Below are 20,710 nucleotides of genomic sequence, written 5' to 3' on the forward strand. Positions count from 1 at the left end.
TAGTGTATTTATTAGTGAAGTAGAAAGAATGCGACAAAGTCTACCCGCACTTCTCTTAGCTCTATCACCTTGCCTAATAGCACCGTCTGCGATTGCACAAGAAGCCCCTTCTTCTGTGATTGAAATCGACGATGCGCTTTTTGGTAAACACAGTGAGCTAAAAGAAGCTAAGCAAAATAGGGATGCGAAACAGCAAGAGTTAGACAGCCAGCAACAAAAGCTGGATGACTTTGCAAAACAGGCGAAATCGGGCGATGCAGCTCTAGAGAAAGCAAAAGCTCGTCTAGAACGCGACTATCAACGCATGATTGATGAACCTGAACTCGACCTTTCTGCTTCACAAGCTCGTTACCAAGAAGCTTGGGGCGCAGTAAAGCAGAACCAAGTCCAACGCCTCGAAGCAGAGCAGCAGCTTTCAGAGCTTGAGTTGGCTTTGCAAACAGCGCAAGCTCAAGTTGATGCCGTTCAAACAAGCATTGATGAACTCAACAATAGTAAACTGCGCGCACGAGCTGAACGCTTAACCGAAGAACTATCCGGTCGTGACAGCGAAAAAGTGAGTTTCACTAACGTTTGCCAATCGAACATGACCCTTGCCCAATGTGCGAGCCAAACTTCTGAGCTTGCACTGCAAAAAGCCGTCAAACAGTTCCAAAAAGCACTCATTGATAACACATCAGAATCCAACTTGGTTAAGCAGAACCTAAATAAGGTCTCGCTTAATATCCATGTACTCAATCACAAAGTCTCTGAATCAGGATTCTACGATGGTGTTCGCTATCGAACCATCATGGATGTCAATCTAGAAGCTCGCCCAAGTGCCACCACCGCCTGTAACCTACTTGATTTGGATGCACAATACTGTTTCGCACCGGGCTCATACAGCGGCGTTGACAACAAACAAGTGGAAGTCGCATGGGTAACGCTGACCGTTCGTTCCAACAAGCATAACGACAAGGTCACTATAAATGGGGTGAATTACGGTAGCACACCATTAGACGTGATGTTGCCAATTGGCCAGCATATTGTGACGGTTCAAAAAGAAGGTTACTACAGCTTCAACCAAGAACTGAAAATCAAATCCGATCAAACGCTACGCGCTGTTTTGCGGGAAAAAGAGAATGAGTTAGTTGCCGGCCACAAGTTTGCTGATCAAACCGCAGGTGATGCTCGTGCTCCAGAAATGATTACGTTACTTTCCGGTGAATACTTCATTGGCGAAAGCTCATCAAGACAAATTCACCTTGATCATGCTTTCGCGATCGGTGCGACACCCATTACTGTGTCTCAGTTCGATTCTTTCGTAAACAGCACCAACTATCAAACGGATGCTGAACTTAAAAACACCTGTACGACGATCGAAAATTCTGAAATAACGCCCGTTCCAAACAGCTATTGGCGCAATCCTGGATTTAAGCAACACCCGAACTCTCCAGCGGTCTGTATTAGCCGTAACGATGCCAATGCTTACTTGCGTTGGTTAAGCAAGCAAACAGGCTATGACTACCGCCTACCAACAGAAGACGAGTGGGAGGTGGCATCACTAGCAGGCTCTCAAAGTGCTTACTGGTGGGGCAATGAATTTGAATCAGGTAAAGCCAACACGGGCTGGGGTGGAACGCCTTGGTCGAACAAGAGTACTGCACCAGTAAGTGCATTTGCCCCCAACACACTCGGCCTGTATGACATGGTTGGTAACGTATGGCAGTGGACTAACGATAGCCGTGGCTTAGCCAAAGGCGGCGCTTGGAACTTCTCGCCTTCGATGGCGCAAGCGCATCAAAAGCTATTCCTGTCAACTTCATCGGCGGCCAACTATGTGGGCTTTAGAGCAGTCAGAAAAATCGACTAGCTTTACCTATATTTGAGGCTAAAAAGGGGACACTGAGTGTCCCCTTTTTCTATCTTCGCCCACCCAATAAGCAAGCGCGGTTATTTATCGCTGTTTATGGCGCGAGACGATCGATGTCCCACTGCCCGCCATTTTCAGAGAACAAGAATCGATCATGTAGCGATGCTCGCCGCCCTGCCAAAACTCAATACTGGTTGGCTTGACTCGATAGCCGCCCCAGAAACTTGGTACTGGGATTTCACCTTTGGCAAATTTCTGCTTCAGCTCAAGGTACTTACCTTCCAAGATACCACGCGCCGAAATACGACTGCTCTGCTTACTAGCAATCGCGGCAATCTGGCTCTCTTTTGGTCGTGAGCTAAAGTACTTGATGTTTTCTACCGCGGTTAGCTTCTCTGCAACGCCTGTAATGTGAACTTGTCTTTCCAATGGATGCCAAGGTAAGTGAATGCTTACTTTATTGTTTTGCTCGATTTGCTGAGCTTTACGGCTACCCAAGTTGGTGTAAAAGACAAACCCTTCTTTTTCGACATTTTTTAGCAGCACAATACGCTGAAATGGCTGACCTGTTGCATCAACCGTTGCAACCGTCATCGCCGTGGGATCCGATAATCCAGAGTCAATCGCTTGCTGCAACCAAAGGTTGAACTGGTCAATGGGATCCGCGCACAAATCTTTGCGTCGTAATCCACCTTTCGCGTATTCGCGTCTGATATCTGTAAGTTCCATTCCTACTCCCATGGGATTTTTTTCTGATTTTGCGCCGATGCGACCAATAACACAAGGTCGATTCAACATCATCAGTCTAAACTTACTATTAAGTGGTGATAATGAGAAAGCTAACATTAACTAACCAAATGAACCACAAATAAGTATTATCAACTTCTTAACATTTGTACTATCTAGTAATAAAATCAAAGTAATACTGAGTCATCAACTCAAGGACGCCCGATGAGTAACAAACAAGTCGACAAACTATCCAACACCGAGCTTGAATACGTCGACGACAAAACTGCCGCACTTTTGCTCAACACCCCAAGCAGCGCTAGATTGATGCTTTGGGTCATGGTGCTATTTTTTGGCTTGGCCATCGCTTGGGCATCATGGGCAGAGCTCGACAAAGTCACTGTAGGACAGGGCAAGGTTGTTCCTTCTTCTCAAATACAGGTTGTGCAAAACCTTGAAGGTGGCTTAGTTAAAGAAATAATGGCCTACGAGGGTCAATTGGTTCAAAAAGGTCAACAACTACTTCTAATCGATGACACCCGCTTCCGCTCAGACTTTCGTGAACGTGAACAACAAGTAGCAAACTTGACCGCTAGTGTGCTGCAGCTTTCAGCCTCCATCACAAGCGTTGTTATCAATGAAGATTTTGATGAGAGAGACTGGCAAAAAAGCGTTCAGCTTGATTACAGCCGCTTAGCCTTTCCTCCTATTTTGAGCGAATCCCAACCTCGCTTAGTCGAGAGGCAAAAAGCGGAGTATCGCCAAGATCTCAACAAACTTCGCAACCAACTCTCACTGATCGACCAACAGGTTAAACAGAAGCAGCAAGACTTAGTCGAGATTCAAGCTCGCGTTCGTAACCTTCGCCAAAGCTATAACTTCGCATTGAAAGAGCTTGAAATCACTGAGCCGCTCGCTGATGAAGCGTCGTGCCACGTATTGAGCTTCTCAAGCTGCAACGCCAGGTAAATGATACTCGCCGTGAATTGACTTCTAGTGAACTCAAGATCCCTGTGCTTCAGTCTGCAATACGTGAAGCTATGCTCAATCGCATTGACAGTGCGCAGAAGTTCCGTTCAGAGCAACAAGAGAAGCTAAACCAAGCGCAAGACAAACTTTCAGCGCTCACTGAATCTGCCGTTGGGCTAGAAGACAGAGTGAATCGTACTGTTGTTGTCTCTCCGGTGACAGGTACGGTCAAAACGCTCTATGTGAATACCGTCGGAGGCGTTATCCAACCAGGGATGGACATTGTTGAAATTGTCCCAACCGAAGATACTTTGCTCGTTGAAGCGCAAATAGCGCCGCAAGACATCGCCTTTTTAAGACCCGACCTTCCTGCCATCGTTAAGTTCAGTGCTTATGACTTTACTAAATATGGCGGCCTAGATGGCACGTTAGAACATATCAGTGCAGATACAACCCAAGATGAAGAAGGGAACAGCTACTACTTGGTCCGAGTACGTACAACACAAAAAAGTCTCGGTAACAATGAAGAGCTGCCCATCATTCCGGGTATGACTGCATCTGTAGACATCATAACGGGTAAACGCACTGTGATGGATTACCTTTTAAAACCAATACTGAGTGCGAAAAGCAACGCGCTTCGCGAGTAATCTTCATTTTTAGTCTGTTAGCAAGGAGCTTTATGTCTAATACCCTACTCGGCCTTACTCTGTGAGTTCAACATCATGAAGACGCTGTCATGAAACAACGTTGGCTCATAGCATTACTTGCCATTTCAACCTCATTCACCTCAGTTGCCCTTAATACTCAAGAGCAGCGCTGGGTGAATGCGGTGCGTGAAACTTATGGCGATAGAGCAGGCAAACGAGTAGAAACTTGGCGTAAAGAGATGTCTAAGTATCAGGGGCTCTCCGAACAAAAACAGCTTTATGAAGTGAATCGTTTCTTCAATCAACTCAACTTTGTCAACGACATCAATCTGTGGGGAAAGAAAGATTACTGGGCGACTCCACTTGAGTTTCTCGGAAGTAATGCGGGGGACTGTGAAGATTTCACCATTGCGAAGTACTTCTCGCTGTTAGAGCTCGGTGTGTCTGATAAGAAGCTCCGTCTCGTGTATGTTAAAGCCATCACGCTAAACCAGTTTCATATGGTGTTAGCATACTATTCGACTCCGAGTGCAGAACCGGTAATTTTAGACAATATCAATCCAGAAATCCTGACCGCCTCTAAGCGGCGCGATTTACTTCCGGTATACAGTTTCAATGGTAAAAACCTTTGGCTAATGAAGTCGAAAAAAGGTCAGTTGGCAGGTAAGTCCTCTCGCCTAAGTCTATGGAATGACTTGAGAGCCAGAGAACGAAACTTAAACCTAAACAAACCAATTATAAATTATGACGAGTAGGCAATATGACGTTATATAAGCAGCTAGTCGCGGGGATGATCGCAGTATTTTTATTACTGATGATCTCGGTATTTATTATCGAATTTAATACCACGCGTAATAACTTAGAGCAGCAGCAACGCTCTGAAGTCAATAACACCATCAATACGGTAGGCCTCGCCCTCGCTCCGTACCTTGAAGACAGCGACCACATTGCGGTGGAATCGGTCATCAATGCCCTGTTTGATGGCAGTAGCTATTCCGTGGTTCGACTCATCTTCCTCGATAACGGCGAAGAAATCCTTCGCTCTTACCCAATCAAGCCAAACAACGTGCCGGAGTGGTTTACCGATTTACACCTGTTTGAGCAAATTCATGATCGCCGAGTTGTCACCAGTGGATGGATGCAACTGGCGGAAGTGGAAATTGTCAGTCACCCTGGGGATGCCTACGCCCAGTTATGGCAAGCCTTTGTTCGTCTTCTCATCGCTTTCTCGATTATTTTCTCCATCGGCCTACTAGCGATTGCCTTCATCCTCAAGCGTGCTTTACGTCCGTTGCAACTGATTGTAACTAAGATGGAGCAAGTGGCTAGAAACCACTTTGGCGACCCACTGCCGCGCCCTGCCACTAAAGACCTTATCTACGTGGTGGATGGCATCAACAGTATGTCTAAGCAGGTAGAACAAGCTTTTAAAGCGCAAGCGAAAGAGGCGCAACAGCTTCGTGAACGTGCTTACATCGACCCGGTTTCACAGTTAGGCAACCGCGCATTTTACATGAACCAATTGAACGCTTGGCTATCAGAAAGTAGCTTTGGCGGGGTCGCTCTGTTAGAAGCAAAATTCATCAAAGAGCTCTACGATGAAAAGGGTTATGAGTTTGGTGATAGTAAAGTTCGCGAGCTCGCTGACCATCTAAAAATATCTATCACAGCACCAAACGTCACCATTGCACGTATCTCGACCGAAGAGTTTGGCTTTATTTTACCGAACATGGATGAGAGCGAACTCAAGATCATCTCTGACAGCATCATCCACTTTGTGCAAGATGTGGACTCAGATCCAACGGGTACTGCCGCTGCAAACGTCTCACTGGGTGTGGTACATAATGAGGAACGTAAATCATCAAGCGACATCCTCACCTTACTCGATAACGCACTGGCAAACGCTAAAGCGAACCCTGATATCAACTACGGTTTTGTCTCTAGCCAGTCTAGCCAAAATCTACGTGGTAAGCAGCAGTGGAAAGCCTTGGTAGAAGAAGCGATTCACAATGATTGGTTCACCTTCCGTTTCCAGTCTGCAAGCAGCTCTAATGGTGAGGTTTATCACAAAGAGGTGTTCTCTGCGATTGAGAAAGATGGTGAACGCTTTACAGCAAACCAATACCTATTTGCTCTTGAACAGCTTAATGCGAGCCACATTCTCGATGAATACGTTATCTCCACAATCATGAAAAAGATTGACCTTGGAGAGGTGAACTCGCCTGTCGCGATCAACATTTCGCAAAGCAGTATTTCGCAACCGTCTTTCATTCGCTGGGTCACGCAAACACTCACCAAGAATGAATCTGCGGCAAGCCTCATGCACTTCGAGATTCCGGAGACTTGTTTCGTTAATTCGCCTCACCATACCGCACTATTTTGTAACGCGGTGCGCGCAGCAGGCGCTGAGTTTGGTGTCGACAACTACGGCCGTAATTTCCAATCGTTGGACTACATCAACGAATACCGTCCAGCCTACGTGAAACTGGACTACTTGTTCACTCACCATCTTGATGATGAAAAACAGAAGTTCACGCTTACCTCGATCTCTAGAACGGCGCATAATTTGGGAATCAAAACCATTGCTTCACGTGTTGAGACACAAACTCAGCTTGATTTCCTTTCTGAACACTTTATTGAAGCCTTCCAAGGCTTTATCGTTGATAAATAGGGCTTAGATTGATGCAAGATCCCTTATTAAACTCGCTGATTTACGTAAGCCGCTATTACGGCTTAGCGAACTCTCCGGAAGCATTGATTAATGGTTTGCCACTTTCTGATGGCAAGCTGACACCCTTCCTATTCCCACGCGCGGCAGAGCGTGCTGGGTTGGTTGCGAAAGAGAACCGATCAAAGCTCAATGAAATCCCCGACCTAATCCTTCCCGTGGTACTGCTGCTAAAAAGTGGTGAAGCCTGTGTGCTCAACAGCGTCAATCATGAAAAGCAAGAAGCCGAGATTGTAACGGGTGAATCAGGTCTCGTACCTGTATCTATGCCACTCTCCGACCTCGAAGAGCGTTTCATTGGTCGTTACTTCTTAGTAAAAAAACAGTTTCGTTATGATGAGCGCTCACCTGAAGTGCTCAAAACACGCGAAGGGCACTGGTTTTGGGGCACCATTTGGCAATCGAAGAAAATCTATCGCGATGTTTTGATTGCTTCGATTCTGATTAACCTGTTTGCCATCGCCGCCCCCATGTTTACCCGCTTGGTGTATGACAAGGTGGTGCCGAATCTCGCGTTTGAAACCTTATGGGTGCTCGCAAGTGGTATCTTTGTCATCTTCCTGTTCGACTTAACCCTGAAGCTACTGCGAAGTTACTTCATTGATGTCGCGGGCAAGAAGTCAGATATCCTGATCTCATCTAAGCTATTTAGTAAGGTCATGGGAATTCGTATGGAGTCGCGACCTCCATCGACGGGTGCATTCGCACGCCACTTACAAGAGTTCGAATCCATTCGTGAATTCTTTACGTCAGCTACTATTGGTTCACTTATCGACCTTCCGTTTGCCATCTTGTTCTTAGTGCTGATTTGGCTCATGGCTGGCAACCTTGTGCTGGTTCCTATCGTTGGCGTGTGTATTCTGATTATTTACTCACTGCTCATTCAAGGGCCTTTAAGAAAAGCGATTGAAGAAGGCTCTCGTTTGGCCTCTCAGAAGTACGCAAACCTAATTGAAAGTATTTCGGGTTTAGAAACCGTTAAGCTGTTTGGTGCACAGAGCCAATTCCAGTTCCGCTGGGAAGAAGCCGTGGCTCATATGGCGAATTGGAACATTAAGAGCCGCCGAATTACTGATGGCATTCAAAACACGGCTGGTTTTGTTCAGCAAGCCTCCAACGTCGGTATGATCATTCTGGGTGTTTACTTGATTGCGGAAGGTGAACTGACAATGGGTGGCTTGATTGCAGCGACCATGCTGAGTGGCCGTGCAATTGGCCTATGGTTCAGTTATCTCTGCTCTCGACACGATACAACCAAGCCAAGTCATCGCTTTCGATCATTGAGCAAGTGATGGAAATGCCGGACGAACAAGAGGAAGGTAAACGCTACATCCACCGACCTATTGTCCAAGGTAAGATTGAACTGGAGAAAGTTACGTTCCATTACCCAGAATCGCCTATCGCTTCTATTCGTGATTTGTCTCTGACCATCAACCCTGGGGAAAAGGTTGCCATCATTGGTCGTATCGGCTCAGGTAAAACGACGTTAGAGCGTCTGATTATGGGCCTTTTCCAGCCAACTGAAGGACATGTGCGCATTGATGACACTGACATCTCTCAGCTTCACCACATCGATATCAGACGCAACATCGGCTGTGTACCGCAAGACAGTAACCTCTTCTACGGCACCATACGCGATAACATTACCCTAGGCCGACCACTTGCCGACGACCGCGATGTCATGGATGCGGCGAACCGCTCGGGTGTTACCGTGTTTACCCAGCAAGACCCAGCAGGGTTGGAGCGTCAAGTCGGTGAAGGCGGCATGTTATTATCTGGCGGTCAACGTCAAGCAGTTGCGATTGCACGAGCGCTTCTAGGACGACCTCCCGTCTTGTTGATGGACGAGCCAACCAGTGCCATGGATAACCGATCAGAGATGCACATAAAGCATCAGCTGGGCCAGCTTGCTCCAAGTGAAACTCTGATTCTTATCACGCACAAAACATCCATGCTCGATGTGGTTGATCGCGTGATTGTGATGGAAAAAGGCAGCGTGATTGCCGATGGTCCGAAAGGCCAAGTTCTGAATGACCTAAAACAAGGTAAAGTTCGCGCGGTCAACTAATTGACTCACTTAACCAGAATCCACAAAGCCCCAATCACAAGATTGGGGCTTTTTAGTTCGATTAAATCAAGTTTGCGGGGATCGCGAATCAAAGCTTAATTAAGCCAATTTCAAGTCGAACTCTTGGCGATATTGAACCATATCTTCAATCGTTAACACTGGCATATTGTGCAGTTTGCCAAATGCGACGATCTCTGGCGCTTTTGCCATTGAACCATCTGGGTTAGTCACTTCACAAAGCACGCCAGCTGGCGATAGACCAGCCATCTGCATAAGATCGACCGTTCCTTCAGTGTGTCCACGACGAGTCATGACACCACCAGCACGTGCTCGCAGTGGGAAGACGTGGCCTGGTCGCGCAAGGTCTTCTGGGCGACTCGCTGGGTTTGCCGCAGTTTTAATCGTGGTCACGCGATCTTGAGCAGATACGCCTGTTGTCACGCCCACTTTAGCTTCAATTGACACTGTAAATGCGGTTTGGTTCGCGCTGTTGTTGTCTTGAACCATAGGTGGAAGCTCAAGTTTGTTTGCTTGTTCATCGGTTAAGCAAAGACACACGATTCCGCTGCATTCGCGGATCATCAACGCCATTTGTTCGGTCGTAAGATGTTCAACTGAATAAATGATGTCGCCTTCATTTTCACGATCTTCATCATCAAGCAGTAAAACACCGCGTCCTTCTTTAAGCGCAGCTAATGCGTTTTCAACGCGGGTAATTGGGTTGCCAAACTCGGCAAGTAGAGAGGACTGATTCATGGTTAAACTCCTAAATATCACCAGAATCAGGGCACTAAGAGGGATAAAAATCCAAAACGAGACGCGCCAGAAAGCCGTACAAGCTCACTTGCGTATCTCCATTCTCTTTCATCCGGACTATAACCGTCGGCTCTGGCATCTCACCAGATCTGCTGACCTCGACGAATCGAGCGCTCGCGGGCTCACCTTATCAGGTATACCGCCGGTGGGGAATTTCGCCCCGCCTGAGAATTAAATTTAAAAAATGCGCTCTTTCAGCTAGTTGAAAGAGCGCGGCAATATTAGCGTTTTAGCCATTGAAATTAAAGGGCTCAATAAGGAATGTGTGTTAGCGAATCATCCATTTGGATAATACTTTTCGCGTTACATTGCGCATCGATAGCATGATTCGGCTCCGCGGGAGCCAGCTTGGTGTCGCCAAAACCGTCTTGCTGTGCGAGAAAGTGATAAAGCCTTCCACACCGTGATATGCCCCCATACCTGATTGACCAATGCCGCCAAACGGTGCATCTTCCGCTGCCACATGCAGCAACGAGTCATTAATACAAACACCCCCACTATGGGTTTGCTTGAGCACTTGCTTCTGAAAGTCACCATCATCACTCATGATGTACAGCGCGAGTGGTCGCGGGCGTGCGGTGATGTAATCCATAGCCTCGTTTAACGTCTCGTAGGGCTTGATCGGAAGCACAGGCCCAAATACCTCCTCTTGCATCACTTGCATGTCATCGGTTGGATTTTTGATTAGATGCGGGAACATCTGCTTACCCGCGCCTTGCTCTTCAATGATTGCAATGACCTCTGCCCCTTTACTTTGAGCATCCGTAATTAAGCTCTGCAAGCGCTCATGCTGTTTATCATTGATGATATGAGTCATTTGTCGCTGGCCTTGTTTATCGACCTTGTAAAGGCTTTGGAAGCGGTTCTGATAAACCTCTACAAACTCATCTACCCTATCGTGGGGCACAAAGACGTAATCTGGCGCGACGCAAATTTGGCCTGCATTGATGGATTTGCCCAGCAAAATCGCATCGACGGCTTTTTTCATTGGGATCTGATGATCAATGACTACTGGAGATTTTCCCCCTAACTCAAGGGTGACGGGAGTCAGGTTCTCAGCCGCAGATTTGGCCACCAGCTTACCGACTGCTGTTGAGCCCGTGAAGAGCAAATGATCAAATGGAAGACTAGAAAATCGTGCGGCAATCTCTGCCCCACCTTCAACGACTTGTACAGCGCCATTACAGCTTTCAAAGACGTGGGTCAGCACGCGATTGGTTTGCGGGGTGAACTCACTCAGCTTAACCATGACTTGGTTACCTGCCGCTAGTGCCGTGACAACAGGAGCAATGCTCAATACGATTGGGAAGTTCCAAGGCACAATAACGCCAACAACACCGAGAGGTTGATACTCCACACGAAGTTTAGATGGCGATAACATTAAACCTGCATGCCTTTTGGAAGGTTTCATCCATTTAGCGAGTTTCTTCTTCGTATAATTGATGTGGCTAACCGAGGGCATTAAGTCACAGATCGTACTATCAAATTCACTTCGGTAACCATAGTCACTGTTCAAAGCGGAAATCAGAGCTTGTTGATGTTCGATGAGCGAGCGCTTTAACTGAGTGAGCATCGCAATACGGTGATCATAGTCTGGGTAAGGCTCTGCGCGATATCGAGCTTTGCTGGCGTCAAACAAGGCATCCAAATCACGTTCATGATGTGATTTTTCACTGTTCCAATTCTGAATATCGACTACAGGTTCCATACACGACCTCACTTCTGATTGAGTACTTTATGACGGTAATACGAACATCAAATACTAAAGGACTCATTCGTCCTTACATAGAGCTTAGGCTCTAAAGTTGGTTTTGGCGCACGGAATATTAAATATTCCAACTAGTGGACAAACTCTCAATCCAACCGTGCCGCGAAAATAGAAAAAGCAGCTTACGCTGCTTTTCATTAACTTTTATGCCCGAGTAATCTAAACACTCCGTTTTCAGGCAGAAGCCGAGACAGGCGACTCGCTGAGTGGCTAAAACTCGGGAGGATGACGTACACTGCAGCAACAAAGGCGGTCGAGCCAAACAAGTCAATCGGACGATGCATTCCAAGCCACAAGCGGCTATAAGACACCACAAGTGCCCAAACTAAAATACCTAAAGCCCAGCTAGGCCTTCCCCATTGAAGAAACAGCCCTGCAAAGAAAGCCACACATGTCGCTGCAAAAATCGTATGCCCAGAAGGAAAGGAATAATCCGTTTCACCTAACCAATGACGAGTGCGCCATTCGCTGGTGCTCGCTGACACAGCCTCAATAAGCTCATTTTGTCGCTCTTGAGTCAGCTTATAAAAATGGTCTGCGTTTGGGATAACCAACTGCTCGGCCATGAATTCAGTATAAGGGCGAGGACTTTCAGTCATCACCTTTAAGCCCGTTTTACTTGCAAAACAAATAAGTAAGATCAGCGCTAATTGAATCAACTTAGCTAGGCACTGCTCTCGGGACATACCTAGGCGCAACATCAATAAACCAAGTACCGTTAGCGTTATCAAAAATCCTTTGCTACCTGCAGAGTCTGTCAGCCAAGTCAGTATCATGCCAACGCGATCTGGCACACCTGCAGCAAGGTCGATTGAAAATGACATCATGCTAATAGGAACCAACAAGGTCATCATCGCAGCAAGCATAATAAGACCGCTCTTTTTACTCTGCCTTTTTGTTGTATACATCTTTAGGCTCTCTTGAAACTATGAACGATGGCAGTGAGTGTAATTGCCAACAATCTTCCACATCATCAAATTCATGTAAATTTACGCAATACTAGACTGAGCAGCCTGATGACATCGCCATACCCACTTTGTTAAATTTAAGCCGTGGCGCACTTGAAGCCTTATCAAAGGCTTGGCCAACAAAAATAGCGCTTCAGCCTTGTGGAGCTTGACTCAACCAACGCCAAAAGAACACTACGAAATTGACTGAAGTTTGTGTTTAACGGATGTGAATTACAGTGAAAATGATACCAACGTACCTCAGCCATTCCTAGCCATTGATTTGTCTCAAAATGAAACAAATTCTACCAAGCAGCAATGTAAGGCGTTGTTATTAAAGGCCACTAAGATATTTGTCATGTGCTTCAACACAAATTAAGTCGCTCAGACACCCTTTAGAACGTAAAACAGCCCATGTAGTATCGCTACTTGGGCTGCTATTAAAAGTAAATCTTTAAAAATGGCGGGCTGTATTTAGCCACTGGGTTAAAGCACTATATTTATACTTTAAGCTTCCAAAACTTCTTCACCACTGAGCTCTGTCAGAAGAAGTTGATCATCGGCATCTAACTGCATACCAAGCAAGGGAATCCCATGCTGTGCAACCCATGAAAAAAAGAATACTACTGCACAAATGGCAATCACGACGAACGGTACCATATTCTACCCCTTCCTTGAATCAGAACTAAGACCATGTATTAAACATGGCTCACATCACGATAAATAGCAAGTAAAAGTGTAAAAAATTCGGCTTAACCTCACATGTGATAGCTAAAGCCTAAAAATATAAACTTTCGTCTAACTATCCCTAACAGCACTCGCATCATCGTATTCAACAACACAATAAGCCTTGTATTTAAAAGGAATTATCAAAGTCTAAATCGTCATCAAATCGCTCAAATTTCGACATAAATCTGTCATCATTGAGGGCTAGATTGGCTACATATGCACTTGGTTACTCTTTGAATAGTCTAACTGAGATCATAGTTTGGCTGACAAAACGACATAATGGCTTATTTAATTGTGATCGAGATCGTGGCGAAAACGCCAGTTGGCCGCTACATTGAAAGTGTCTTAAGGAACTGTTTTAACAGAAGCTCTGGTAAGAGCACACAGTAACCGTGAGGGAATATATGAAGAAAATGAGAAGAGCTCAGCTCCATCGCGTTCGTATCCAATACTGGAAAGACTCAAACAAGAACGTGAACGAAAAATCATCTTAATATAGATTACGTCAAAAAAACAAAAGCTGGCTCGAAAGCCAGCTTTTGTAATTTTTGGAGCAAAGAAAAATAGCTTTTCCCGCAACCTATATATCGACACCCACATCTTCTTCATCTAATTTCGAAGAGTATTGAATTTCATACTGATTGAAACTAAAAGTACTCGGGCCATGAGTTCGCTTAGTCACTACCTTCTCTTCACCAAATTGAACCGTCACGTGCGTGTAAACCTTACCCTTTACATCGACAATGTTCGTTTCCAGTAGCGCTTCAAACTCGCTTTCAAGCATTTCTAGAGCGTTTTTCGCTTTCTCCATGTAATCATTGGCTTTAACTTTCTTGGCGTCAATTTGGGCTTCTTCTTCATCGGTACGTTCAGATTTTGGTTTCTTTTTAAACTCAAGCTCCTGACGAATGATGTCCATCGTCGCTTCTTGCGCTTTTTTATAATGCTCTTTGTGCTTATTGATGCGCTCTTTGTACTTGCCAAATCTAGCGAATCCTTCTACATGAGTTGCAGTATCACCTTCAACCCCAAGATTGACACACGTCACTTTGCCACCCGCACGAGTTGTGCCCCCACTAAGAGTGCCTTGACGTTCACTGCGGTCACACACGATTAAATCGTTACCGCAGCGTATGTCATTGCTCATACAGTGCACAGCAAGCTCTATGTTCTCTGCTGCTTGAATCTCAGAGTATTGGGCATAGTTCGCTTTGATATTGCCACCAGACTTAACACAGCAGCTTTTCTTATTGCCATCAGTAGATGTATGCCCAATGATACCCTTAGCGACCTCTATATCGCCTTGGGCCTGTACATCGGCTGATTCAATGAACCCGCCAACAGTAATGGTTCCTGTCGCGCGCACTACCATGTCGGATTCAATATCCCCCAACACCACCACATTGCCTTTAAATTTTACGTGCCCAGTCGCAACACCAATTTGGGGAACGCAAAGTGCGTTCTCGACTTCCACGGTTTTTGCTTTGATTAATGGCATTCCTGAGTCGGTAGCCAACAATAAATTCGGGTTGGTTGGACTAATGTGCGACCCTTTCGCAGCAGAAAGCGCTTGATCATTACCCGGCTTAGGCGGAATCACTTTACCTTGTACCGTAATCCCTGCGACGCCTTTGGTGGCAGGAATTCGCTTCATTAAAGGCTGATCAACGTCTACGGTAATCGTTTCTCCTAGGTTGAGCATGTCTACCTTATCTTCCCCCTTAGATTTAGGCGCAAGGATCTGCTTAGTCGGGTCTTTAACAAGTGGGATGAATTTTGCGTCTTGGCCTTGAACGGGATTCTTGCCTTTCGCGACAGGTTGAGTAAATGTTTCTCCGGGCTTGAGTTTGGTACTCATGAGCAGCACTTTTTTCAGCGCCAATTTATTGATGCCTTTGGTCACATGGGCTGTTGCCAGTGCATGAACAACTTCACTGCCCTTTAGCGCATTGCCACCATAGGCGCCTGTCACCTTCATACTGGCTAGCATATCATGGTCGGCAAGTATAACTTCTACATTGGCATCGCGCACTTCACAAATGGCCAAACCGCTATAGGCTTCGCCTTTGCTATCTTTGGCATAGTTAACAAACCGAGTAACTTCTTCTTCCATGACAAAGAAGTGACTGGCGTTTATCTCACTTAACGCCTCTTCCAACCCTTTGCTGCTAAAGTCGTTACTGACATTGAGATCAGCGGGCAACTTCGCGAGCACCTGGCTTTTGTCTTCAGATAATCCTACTAACTTCTTCCACATACCAAACTCGTATCATGCATACGCACACGTTCCCCACTTTATAAAAAAGTGTCTCTAACCTGAATCTCTGTTATGAGAAACTAAGGCGTACATCACTCTAGGATAATTTACAGTGTGAATTAGCTCTAATCACATTCAGTAAATTTTACGCCCAAGTAACCTCGCATTACTTGAGTATATGTTAAGCGCTTGATGGAAAGTGATGTTTTCCATCTAATAAGTAGGTAGCAGTCACTTTGCATCCTTCGTTGGAATACTCCAAGGATTCACAAAGCTCTCGAGTTAAAATGATGCCTCGCCCGTGGGTGTCTGAGCTCTTACTTTCATTCATCTTTTGATAATCAAAACCCACGCCGTTGTGCTCAATTACCAATTTCAGTAACTTGCGTTTTGGACAGTAGTCAAAATCTAACGTCACTTTGGCGTCGAGCTTTAACTCTTTCAGTTTGTCTTCACGAACCTGATAGAAAGTAAAAAAGCCGTCAGGGTCGTCTTTAATCCTCGAATCTAGATCCAATAACCCGTGATCAATTGCATTGGTCACTAGCTCAGAAATAACCGAGCAGACAAGATCCAAATGTACCCCGCCACTGACCATGCCTGTAAGAAAACCACGAACTTGGTTCATCACATGGCTCGACTTAATCAAATCCGCATCTAAGCTCAAGCTTGATTGGATTGGAACCGTGCTTAAAAAACCTTCTTCTTTGACGATTGAACTCGGATTGCCATTGGTGATAGGAAAGCGCATAGAAAGGATAGAGAGGTCATCACTGCTTTGATCTTGAGAGAAGGCCTTTACAGCGCTGTGGAGCGAGTTAATCAAGTTACTTTGCCCAACAATGGCCTGTTCAATTCTATTCGAGCCAAACTGTTCACCATTCGCATTTGTTGCTTCTGTTACACCATCTGTGTAACAGATAAGCTGTTCACTTGGAGCCAACTTAAAATGGGTCACAGATGCTTCAAATTCGTTCTCTTTCAGAACGCCAAGCGGCATATGAGTAGAAACCAACTCCCGCACAATTTGGCCATCGGATCCTAGAATATACCCTGTGGGAAGCCCACCTCCCCACCAAGATACTTCAAAACCATTGGCCCGCACTTCAAATATGCTAGCGGCGAGCATCATACCAACAGGCAAAAAGCGAACGAGAACCGAGTTTATCTCTGAAACGATTTCCCCAAGAGCCAACCCTTTAGCTGCCATTGAGAAAAACGCTCGTGTCGCAGGTATCGCAGAAATAGCGGCAGGTAGGCCATGACCTGTTGCATCAGCAATCATCACATATATGCCACCATGTGGCCGGCTAGCCACCACAATGAGATCCCCATTAAACACCGTCATCGGAGTGGAAAGATAATCTAAGCCATGGACTCTCTCTATCTGAGCGCTCATCTCATCCATCAAGTTACCAAAGATGGACTCGGCAATTGCGTAGTCATACTTCACTTGCTCATGGAAATGTCTGAGCTCATCACGCTGCGTCGTTATCTCGCCATGCATTTTAGCAATACGACTATGGGCTCGTACTTTACTCAGCAAAACGCTGCGATCTACAGGTTTTAAAATGAAGTCATCGCCAAGATTTAAGCAACGCTCAAAGGAGTCTCTGTCATTGAGGGCAGTAAGAAAAATGATAGGAATGTGGTTTTCGGGAAAAGTGGTTCTGATCTCTTGAGCGGCGGTGAAGCCATCTTTGATCGGCATTAAAACATCAAGAAGAATGACATCTGGCATTTCATCACACGCTTGAAGCGCAGGTATGACTTTGGAGCCATCCTCCAGCATAATAATATCGTGTGTAATTTCTGAAAGTATTATTCGGCAGACTTTCCTGTTGGTATCATTGTCGTCAACAACCATCACTTTCATAGCCAACTCCTTTGCACCTATTCCATGAAGAACTATTCAATTTGAAACTTTTTGTCAAACCGAGAGATAATCAGAATCTTCTTCACTTGAGGGAGTGGATTAGCCAACACGATGCTACCGTCAGACAAATTGAGATAATTTTGCATGTTTAGCAACATACCTAAACCCGCACTATCGATATAATCGACTTTTCTTAAATCCACCGTGAACTGGTATCCTTTATGTTCACTGTAGCTGCGACGAAATTCTTGGACCAAATTAAACCCAAATGCCCCTTCAATCGCTATCGTTACGTGCTTGCGCGTTGAATCGATATTTACATCAATACTCATAAGCTATCCCTTAAAACAGTTCGACTTCGCCTTCTTCTATGCTTGATTGCCTTGCGGCGAGCACACCGCGATTTTTCACCTTATTCATAATCTCATTAAGTTGAGCCTGAATTTCTTGGCAATCTTTCCCTTCCAAAGATTGCGCAATCTCTTGAATATACTTTAGCGTGTCTTTTGCGTAATCGCCTTGTTGAGAGACAATATCTGCAAATTGCAGCGCCCGAATGCCGTTATCCACCTGTACATGAAGCTCTGCGCCGAGTTCATGGATCTTATTCACCTCTTGCTCAATATGGACATTTGTCTCATGAACCCCGCGCAGCATAGTGTCTACCTTTTCTTTCGACTCAATGGCGTTGGTCATGTCAATGGACGCCATCTCCCCGACAATAGTATTGGCTTCTTCAACGGTGGATTGAGCCACATTGATTTCATTGGCGATCTGTTCATTTAGCTCTTCAGCCTTTACCGAAAGGTTGCGTACCTCTTGGGCGACGACCGCAAAACCTCTCCCGGCCTCTCCCGCTCTCGCAGCTTCAATGGCTGCATTAAGTGCCAACAAATTGGTTTGCTCTGACAACCCCTTCACTTGATCGAGCAATCGAAACACAGATTTCAGCTTATCGGACATATCATGAATACTGTGGACAGCGGCAATACTCTTTTCAGACACATCTACGAGGGTTTGTACAAATTCACGAATAATGGCTTCAGTTTTAGGAAGAACTTGGGCAAGGTCATTTTCATTAGTTGTACTGCCAAAAAGTTCATCCACCAGTGCATTTGAAATCGCATTCTGCTCTTCCGCGACCTTCTGTAAACTAAAGAAGCTGTTGTTCAACGTTTCGACTGATTCATCAATAATGGTATGTTGCCTATCTAAAGGGTCCTGCAGCTGAGGGATAACACTGGACATCGCTTTTGCCGTTAGGATGCGAGCGTCCGCCTCTGAGTAAACATCTTCGAAGTCTTGTATTTTCTTGAAGCCCTTACCTTCAGCCAATTTGTTTTCATTCGACTGATGCTCAGTCGGCTTAGATTGGTTAGGCGTTTGTGACTGTTTTGATAGCAACAACCATGGAACCATTGCTGCGAAAACCGCTAGCACAATAGCTGAGTACTGATCCATCAAATAAAAGACTGCAGCTAAGCAGAGACACTGAGTAATGATGACTAACACTTTCTTTGTCGACAATTTGGCCTTCATTTGACGTCCTTGTTTGCTGCAACTAACGGCTGTAGTTTTGAGTGACTCATTTGGCTAACCCAATTTTTAGTCGCCAGTATGGCCACTCTTGGTTAAATCACATAATGCTTGGGGAACATGCGACAAGCTAGCAACATGTGTAGCGCCCCCAATATCGATCGCCGCTTTCGGCATACCCCACACTACGCTAGACTTTTGGTCCTGAGCGATTGTCTCCGCACCTTGGTTCTTCATATTGAGCAAACCTTTAGCGCCATCTTGTCCCATTCCAGTAAGAAGGACACCCACCGCTTTTGCCCCGACCACTTCTGCTACGGCATCAAACATCACATCCACCGACGGCTTATGCCGATTCACCGGCGGCCTATCATCGATCTGGCAATAGAGGTGTTTGCCTTTTCTCACAATCACGAGATGCTTGTCGCCAGGTGCAAGGTAGGCACAACCATGAATCAGGGGGCGCAACTTACCGTGAGCTCTTTCACTTCAATAGCACTTTCAGAGTTCAAACGCTTGGCAAATGAGGCGGTAAACATGGCGCTGATATGTTGAGTTATCACGATAGGTGGTAAGCGATTAGGTAAGCCAGAAAGAACCTTCTTCACCGCTTCAGTTCCTCCAGTAGAGGCCCCTATAGCAATGAGCTCAACATCATTTTTTGAAGATAGAGACTTTGAACGTACTAAGTTCGATGCCGCAGATTGAACATTACGTCCTTCGTTTCCTGTCACATTGGCCTGGGCCGCCATTTTGATTTTACTGTTTACCTCTTGGCGATAATCAGTAAGCTCGCCAGTATCTTCAACGGCTGGTTTGGGGAAGTAATCTATCGCTCCCAACTCCAAGGCAGCCAAAGTAGGTTCAGCCCCATGTTGAGTTAGGGTCGAAATCATCACAACTGGCATAGGCCTCAAGCGCATGAGATTTTTCAAAAACTGCACCCCATTCATTTTCGGCATCTCAATGTCGAGAGTGAGAACATCAGGATTATGTTTCTTTATCAGATCTCTCGCTTCGTAAGGGTCTTCCGCCGTGGCAACGACTTCGAGTTGGTCGTCAGAGTTGATAATTTGCGATAACAACGCTCTAAAAACAGGCGAGTCGTCGACGACGAGAACCTTTATTTTTCTGCTCATTAGAATAACTCCACATCATCGTCATGTTTTTGGTGGCTTTCACGGCCAATCTGAGAGGCATATTTATCTTCAAGATGCTGAAGATTGTTCGCTTCTCCAAACGGAATTCGCTTAATCCAAGCACGGCCAGACAATGGATCAAACATCACTTTTCTTGGCTCTAGCCACCCAAATCTTGCGCCTGTACAGAAAAGGATTCTTGTTCAACATAGTGAAGAATGAACTCAATGTTTTTCTTGCCAATCATGGAGTGCTTACCCAGCATTTGGGCGCCACCAAACAACTTTATCTGCAAATTACGCCTGTCGGCACCAAGGTGAACGAGTTCATTAATCAACATTTCCATGGCATGGCTACCGTATCGCGCGGCCGTTGATAAAAACTCATCAGCGTGCCAGTGTCTCAGCTCTGCATGACTATCAAAGGGCAACAAGAAGTGATTCATTCCGCCGATTTTTAGAGTAGGCTCCCACATGCATGCCGCAACACAAGAACCCAAACCGGTACAGATGATCTCTTCTTTATTGGTGCAATAAACTCCACCAGGTTGCACCTTCACGATATGCGCCTCTCTTTGCGGGTGATAAAACCGGCTATAGAGGTTACTGCCGTTGGGATGAAGTCGTTCACTGATTGAAGTCATAGTTCATTG

The 20,710-nt window shown here is 45.7% G+C and carries 11 protein-coding genes, 5 pseudogenes and 1 riboswitch; of the genes and pseudogenes, 5 read left to right on the forward strand and 11 right to left on the reverse strand.

The window, feature by feature from the left end:
* The first annotated feature begins 28 nt into the window (after nucleotides 1–28).
* Complete coding sequence (locus UA76_RS01710) at nucleotides 29–1,852, forward strand: SUMF1/EgtB/PvdO family nonheme iron enzyme (protein ID WP_047042438.1); 1,824 nt, start codon at nucleotides 29–31, stop codon at nucleotides 1,850–1,852.
* 94 nt (nucleotides 1,853–1,946) lie between these two features.
* On the opposite strand, the pseudogene pdxH reads toward UA76_RS01710, so the two are convergent.
* A pseudogene (gene pdxH, locus UA76_RS01715) lies at nucleotides 1,947–2,581 on the reverse strand (pyridoxamine 5'-phosphate oxidase).
* Nucleotides 2,582–2,803: 222 nt separating this feature from the next.
* On the opposite strand from pdxH, the pseudogene UA76_RS01720 reads away from it, so the two are divergent.
* From UA76_RS01720 to UA76_RS01735, 4 genes and pseudogenes are all read left to right on the forward strand, one after another.
* Nucleotides 2,804–4,194 (forward strand): annotated as a pseudogene (locus UA76_RS01720) (HlyD family type I secretion periplasmic adaptor subunit).
* A gap of 89 nt (nucleotides 4,195–4,283) precedes the next feature.
* Complete coding sequence (locus UA76_RS01725) at nucleotides 4,284–4,949, forward strand: transglutaminase-like cysteine peptidase (RefSeq protein ID WP_047042440.1); 666 nt, start codon at nucleotides 4,284–4,286, stop codon at nucleotides 4,947–4,949.
* A 5-nt stretch (nucleotides 4,950–4,954) separates the two neighbouring features.
* The gene (locus tag UA76_RS01730) at nucleotides 4,955–6,865 is read left to right on the forward strand and encodes a bifunctional diguanylate cyclase/phosphodiesterase (RefSeq protein ID WP_047042441.1); all 1,911 of its coding nucleotides are present in this window, start codon (nucleotides 4,955–4,957) and stop codon (nucleotides 6,863–6,865) included.
* Nucleotides 6,866–6,876: 11 nt separating this feature from the next.
* Nucleotides 6,877–8,990, forward strand: a pseudogene (locus UA76_RS01735) (type I secretion system permease/ATPase).
* Between the two features lie 99 nt (nucleotides 8,991–9,089).
* Here the strand turns inward: UA76_RS01735 and ribB are convergent.
* The 10 genes and pseudogenes from ribB to UA76_RS01785 all read right to left on the reverse strand — a co-directional run bounded on the left by ribB (nucleotide 9,090) and on the right by UA76_RS01785 (nucleotide 20,701).
* Complete coding sequence (gene ribB, locus UA76_RS01740) at nucleotides 9,090–9,746, reverse strand: 3,4-dihydroxy-2-butanone-4-phosphate synthase (RefSeq protein WP_047042444.1); 657 nt, start codon at nucleotides 9,744–9,746, stop codon at nucleotides 9,090–9,092.
* 96 nt (nucleotides 9,747–9,842) lie between these two features.
* A riboswitch (FMN riboswitch) is annotated at nucleotides 9,843–9,982 on the reverse strand.
* 92 nt (nucleotides 9,983–10,074) lie between these two features.
* On the reverse strand, nucleotides 10,075–11,514 hold the full coding sequence (locus UA76_RS01750; protein WP_047042446.1) for a coniferyl aldehyde dehydrogenase: 1,440 nt from the start codon (nucleotides 11,512–11,514) through the stop codon (nucleotides 10,075–10,077).
* A 197-nt stretch (nucleotides 11,515–11,711) separates the two neighbouring features.
* Nucleotides 11,712–12,482 (reverse strand): phosphatase PAP2 family protein, encoded by a 771-nt coding sequence (locus UA76_RS01755; protein ID WP_047042447.1) that lies wholly within the window; start codon nucleotides 12,480–12,482, stop codon nucleotides 11,712–11,714.
* A 546-nt stretch (nucleotides 12,483–13,028) separates the two neighbouring features.
* A complete protein-coding gene (locus UA76_RS23955) occupies nucleotides 13,029–13,181 on the reverse strand; it encodes a hypothetical protein (protein WP_202906897.1) in 153 nt (50 codons plus the stop codon).
* Nucleotides 13,182–13,830: 649 nt separating this feature from the next.
* Nucleotides 13,831–15,507, reverse strand: a complete 1,677-nt coding sequence (locus UA76_RS01760; RefSeq protein WP_047042449.1) for a DUF342 domain-containing protein — start codon at nucleotides 15,505–15,507, stop codon at nucleotides 13,831–13,833.
* 181 nt (nucleotides 15,508–15,688) lie between these two features.
* A complete protein-coding gene (locus tag UA76_RS01765; protein WP_047042451.1) occupies nucleotides 15,689–17,383 on the reverse strand; it encodes an ATP-binding SpoIIE family protein phosphatase in 1,695 nt (564 codons plus the stop codon).
* Nucleotides 17,384–17,415: 32 nt separating this feature from the next.
* Nucleotides 17,416–17,715 (reverse strand): STAS domain-containing protein, encoded by a 300-nt coding sequence (locus tag UA76_RS01770; protein WP_047042453.1) that lies wholly within the window; start codon nucleotides 17,713–17,715, stop codon nucleotides 17,416–17,418.
* 10 nt (nucleotides 17,716–17,725) lie between these two features.
* Nucleotides 17,726–18,922 carry a methyl-accepting chemotaxis protein gene (locus UA76_RS01775; protein ID WP_047042455.1) on the reverse strand — a complete coding sequence of 399 codons (1,197 nt, stop codon included), beginning with the start codon at nucleotides 18,920–18,922 and terminating at the stop codon, nucleotides 17,726–17,728.
* A 66-nt stretch (nucleotides 18,923–18,988) separates the two neighbouring features.
* A pseudogene (locus UA76_RS01780) lies at nucleotides 18,989–20,058 on the reverse strand (protein-glutamate methylesterase/protein-glutamine glutaminase).
* Nucleotides 20,058–20,701: pseudogene (locus UA76_RS01785) on the reverse strand (chemotaxis protein CheD). The pseudogenes UA76_RS01780 and UA76_RS01785 overlap by 1 nt, the downstream one beginning before the upstream one ends.
* Nucleotides 20,702–20,710: the final 9 nt, after the last annotated feature.

Source organism: Vibrio mexicanus (genome assembly GCF_001012815.1).
Classification (GTDB): Bacteria; Pseudomonadota; Gammaproteobacteria; order Enterobacterales; family Vibrionaceae; genus Vibrio; species Vibrio mexicanus.

What these genes read in the sequence shown, in the direction of transcription:
- UA76_RS01760 (WP_047042449.1), bottom strand. Translation starts at nt 15,507, where the DNA reads ATGTGGAAGAAGTTAGTAGGATTATCTGAAGACAAAAGCCAGGTGCTC.
- UA76_RS01770 (WP_047042453.1), bottom strand. Translation starts at nt 17,715, where the DNA reads ATGAGTATTGATGTAAATATCGATTCAACGCGCAAGCACGTAACGATA.
- UA76_RS01775 (WP_047042455.1), bottom strand. Translation starts at nt 18,922, where the DNA reads ATGAAGGCCAAATTGTCGACAAAGAAAGTGTTAGTCATCATTACTCAG.
- UA76_RS01725 (WP_047042440.1), top strand. Translation starts at nt 4,284, where the DNA reads ATGAAACAACGTTGGCTCATAGCATTACTTGCCATTTCAACCTCATTC.
- UA76_RS01750 (WP_047042446.1), bottom strand. Translation starts at nt 11,514, where the DNA reads ATGGAACCTGTAGTCGATATTCAGAATTGGAACAGTGAAAAATCACAT.
- ribB (WP_047042444.1), bottom strand. Translation starts at nt 9,746, where the DNA reads ATGAATCAGTCCTCTCTACTTGCCGAGTTTGGCAACCCAATTACCCGC.
- UA76_RS01730 (WP_047042441.1), top strand. Translation starts at nt 4,955, where the DNA reads ATGACGTTATATAAGCAGCTAGTCGCGGGGATGATCGCAGTATTTTTA.
- UA76_RS01710 (WP_047042438.1), top strand. Translation starts at nt 29, where the DNA reads ATGCGACAAAGTCTACCCGCACTTCTCTTAGCTCTATCACCTTGCCTA.
- UA76_RS23955 (WP_202906897.1), bottom strand. Translation starts at nt 13,181, where the DNA reads ATGGTACCGTTCGTCGTGATTGCCATTTGTGCAGTAGTATTCTTTTTT.
- UA76_RS01755 (WP_047042447.1), bottom strand. Translation starts at nt 12,482, where the DNA reads ATGTATACAACAAAAAGGCAGAGTAAAAAGAGCGGTCTTATTATGCTT.
- UA76_RS01765 (WP_047042451.1), bottom strand. Translation starts at nt 17,383, where the DNA reads ATGAAAGTGATGGTTGTTGACGACAATGATACCAACAGGAAAGTCTGC.